At 69.5% G+C, this 2606-nt stretch carries 5 protein-coding genes; all 5 read right to left on the reverse strand.

Annotated features, from left to right (window positions below):
* The coding region (locus tag Q0C81_RS18005; protein ID WP_291841170.1) for a S26 family signal peptidase at positions 1-465 on the reverse strand (465 nt) is incomplete at its 3' end.
* A complete protein-coding gene (locus Q0C81_RS18010) occupies positions 462-1619 on the reverse strand; it encodes a TrbI/VirB10 family protein (protein ID WP_291841172.1) in 1158 nt (385 codons plus the stop codon). The genes Q0C81_RS18010 and Q0C81_RS18005, both read right to left, overlap by 4 nt.
* Positions 1616-1972 (reverse strand): TrbG/VirB9 family P-type conjugative transfer protein, encoded by a 357-nt coding sequence (locus tag Q0C81_RS18015; RefSeq protein WP_291841174.1) that lies wholly within the window; start codon positions 1970-1972, stop codon positions 1616-1618. Before Q0C81_RS18015 ends, Q0C81_RS18010 begins: the two co-directional genes overlap by 4 nt.
* A gap of 42 nt (positions 1973-2014) precedes the next feature.
* Positions 2015-2305 (reverse strand): VirB3 family type IV secretion system protein, encoded by a 291-nt coding sequence (locus Q0C81_RS18020; protein WP_291841176.1) that lies wholly within the window; start codon positions 2303-2305, stop codon positions 2015-2017.
* On the reverse strand, positions 2305-2606 hold a 302-nt coding region (locus Q0C81_RS18025), incomplete at its 5' end, for a TrbC/VirB2 family protein (RefSeq protein ID WP_291841178.1). The genes Q0C81_RS18025 and Q0C81_RS18020, both read right to left, overlap by 1 nt.

The following is a 2606-nucleotide window of genomic DNA, read 5'->3' on the forward strand; positions in this document are numbered from 1 at the left end:
GGGCCCGAAATAACGGCTGTCGAGACTCGAGGCCGTGTCACCCAGAAGGAAGAGCTCGTTGGACGCCAGTCGCCGGCAGCCCGTCCAGGTGGGCAAGGCCATTCCCCGGCGGTCTCGGGTCATGGCGCGCACGACGCGGCCGGGCGTCGTAATCTCATCCCCATGACGACAGACGGTCTCGCCCCCGACGGCCGCGACCCTCTTGATCAGCAGGATCTCCGCCGGCATCCCGAGCCTGGACAGATAAGGCTGAACCGCCTTCGGCTGAGGCACGGCGACGATCGCGTCGCGATCGGGCGTTTCGCCAGGCTGGCGAACATAGACGCCCTTTGGCAGGCTCGGACTTTCATTGACCAGAGCCAGGGCCGGAACATGATCCAGCAGCAGGCCGACGCAGCTGATCGTGAAGACCGTGACGCCGAGGACGGCCCAGCGGTTTCCGGTGTCGAAGGGTGTCCAGGTCATGATTTGTAGGGCTCCAGGATCAGGTCGCGGGTGATCATCACCCGCACGGCCGCTCCCGCCCGCAGACGGATCGACGGCCTGACGCCGAGCTCACGATCGACCAGCCGTCCGCCGACCTGCGACCCTTCGATCGCGGCCGCATCGCCGGCGTCGCCGAGCAGTCCGCCCGAACCGCGCTCGCCGTCCCGCGCGACCTGGCCGAGGGTTGTAATGGCGCCGGCGAACAGGGTCCCCACCAACAGGGGAAACAGCCGCCGATCGACCTGGCCGCGGACACCCACCGCGCCCTGGGCGTCGACGCCCGCTTCCGAAGTCAGGAGCAGGCTCTTGCCGTTGGGCAGGATCAGCCGGTCCCAGGTCAGGAAGGCGCGGCGGTCGCCATAGGCGCTCTCCCCCTGCGATGTCCCGATCAGGCGGGTTCCCTGTGGCAGCAGCAGATGTCGCCCGCTGATCGAGTCGTAGACATTCTGGGTCACGGTCGCGACGACCGGTCCGGCCCGCGACGTGTCGACGGCCGTCAACAAGGCCGCCGGCACGATAGCCCCGGCCTTGAGTTCGAACGGTGACAAGGGCGCGACCAGGCTATGGCCGCCGTACATGGCCCCCAGGTCCGGATCCATCCTGGCCGTTCGCGCCTGAGGCGGTGCGGTCCGTGCTATTCCTGATTCCGCACCCGGCCCCTGCGCGAAGAAAAGCCCTGACTGGGCCGCCAGTTGCCGCGCACTCGGACCCGCAGGGCGGGCCGGCGGCTGCGTCCGGTAGGAAGCCGCATAGGCGGCCTCTGTGCGGACCGGCCGCGCCGTCGCCTCGGCCGCAGTGTATTCCGGTTCGATTTCCGCGCCGCGCGGCTCCGGCAGTCGGTCATAGGTGGCGGGTTGGCCGGTGACGACCTCGGTGGGTCGCACCGAGCCGCGCGCGTTATCCTCGCGGTCCTCCGCCGTTCGGATCCGGGCGGCGTCGCGCATCTCGGGCTGGATGACGAAGGCCCAGGCCAGGGAGCCGGACACCAGAACGGCGCCCCCGATCACGGTCATCTGGACGACCGACTTGCGCAGTCGAACCGCGTGGGGTCGGGCCGCCCGAGCGTTGAGGCCGGGTGCCGGCTCCTTGGCCGGCGGCGCGGAGGCGGGATCCTGTGTGTCGAATTCGGTCATGAACGGCCTCCTGAGATTCGGCGGATGCGGACGATCTGGGGATGACGGTCGCCGAGCCGCAGCTCGGCGCGGTCGAACACGCGATCAACGACGAAGAGACTCCCGACCTGGCGGTAGTTGACCATCTGGGGCTCGCCATCCGCGGCCAGCACGAACAGAACCGGGGCCTCATCGACCTGAACGTCAGGATGCAGGGTGATGAAGGTGCGCACCCCGTCATTGAAGACGGCGGTGGGGGTCCACCAGGCCCGGCGGCCCTGGGGTTCGATCCGGTAGCGGTCGTCGAGCGGCCCGTCCGGAATCACGACGGGATCCGGGACGCGCACCTCGGCAAGGGGCGCCGGCTCGCGCACGGGCTCCTTGGTGATGGCTTCGCGAAGCAGGGCATGTTTGCCTCACCCGTCCAGATGGCCGGGGGTCTTCAGATGCCGGCGCAGGACATCGAAGAAGCACCGGTCGGAACGGGCGGCCCACAGGCCGATCGCGTGGGCCAGGGCCCACCAGAGAAGGCCGAGCCACCAGATGCGGAGCGCCAGGCCCAGGACCAGGGCGATGGTGCCCATGGCGATGGCGTAGTCCCGGGGCATACCCGCCATCAAAACAGGCTCGGCGAGGGCTTGCGCGACCGGCAGCTCCCAGCCTTCCGGACGGGCGGGATCGCCGCCGCTCTGGACGATGCCCGCCATCACGCGATCTCCGCCCCGCCGGCGAAGCCGAAGAAGTCGAGGAAGAAGGTTGAGGCCGCGAAGGCGATGCAGAGGCCGAACATGATGCCGAGGCCCCGTCGCATCGAGGAGCCGTTCTCGCTCATGGCGATCCCGGCCCCGAAGACAACGACGGCGACCACGGCCGCGGCCTGGACGACCGGCCCGGTGATCGATTCGACGATCTGCTGGAGCGGCCCTTCCCAGGGCATTCCCGACCCGCCGGCCAGAGCCGGTCCGGCCGCCATGAGGCCGCACGTTATCGCTGCGCCAAACAGGCGGC

Origin of the sequence: Brevundimonas sp. (genome assembly GCF_023259385.1) — a bacterium.
In the GTDB taxonomy this organism is placed as follows: Bacteria; Pseudomonadota; Alphaproteobacteria; order Caulobacterales; family Caulobacteraceae; genus Brevundimonas.

Bases quoted from the DNA above. Each gene is read 5' to 3' on its own strand.
- Q0C81_RS18010 (WP_291841172.1), bottom strand. From the start codon at position 1,619: ATGACCGAATTCGACACACAGGATCCCGCCTCCGCGCCGCCGGCCAAG.
- Q0C81_RS18020 (WP_291841176.1), bottom strand. From the start codon at position 2,305: ATGGCGGGCATCGTCCAGAGCGGCGGCGATCCCGCCCGTCCGGAAGGC.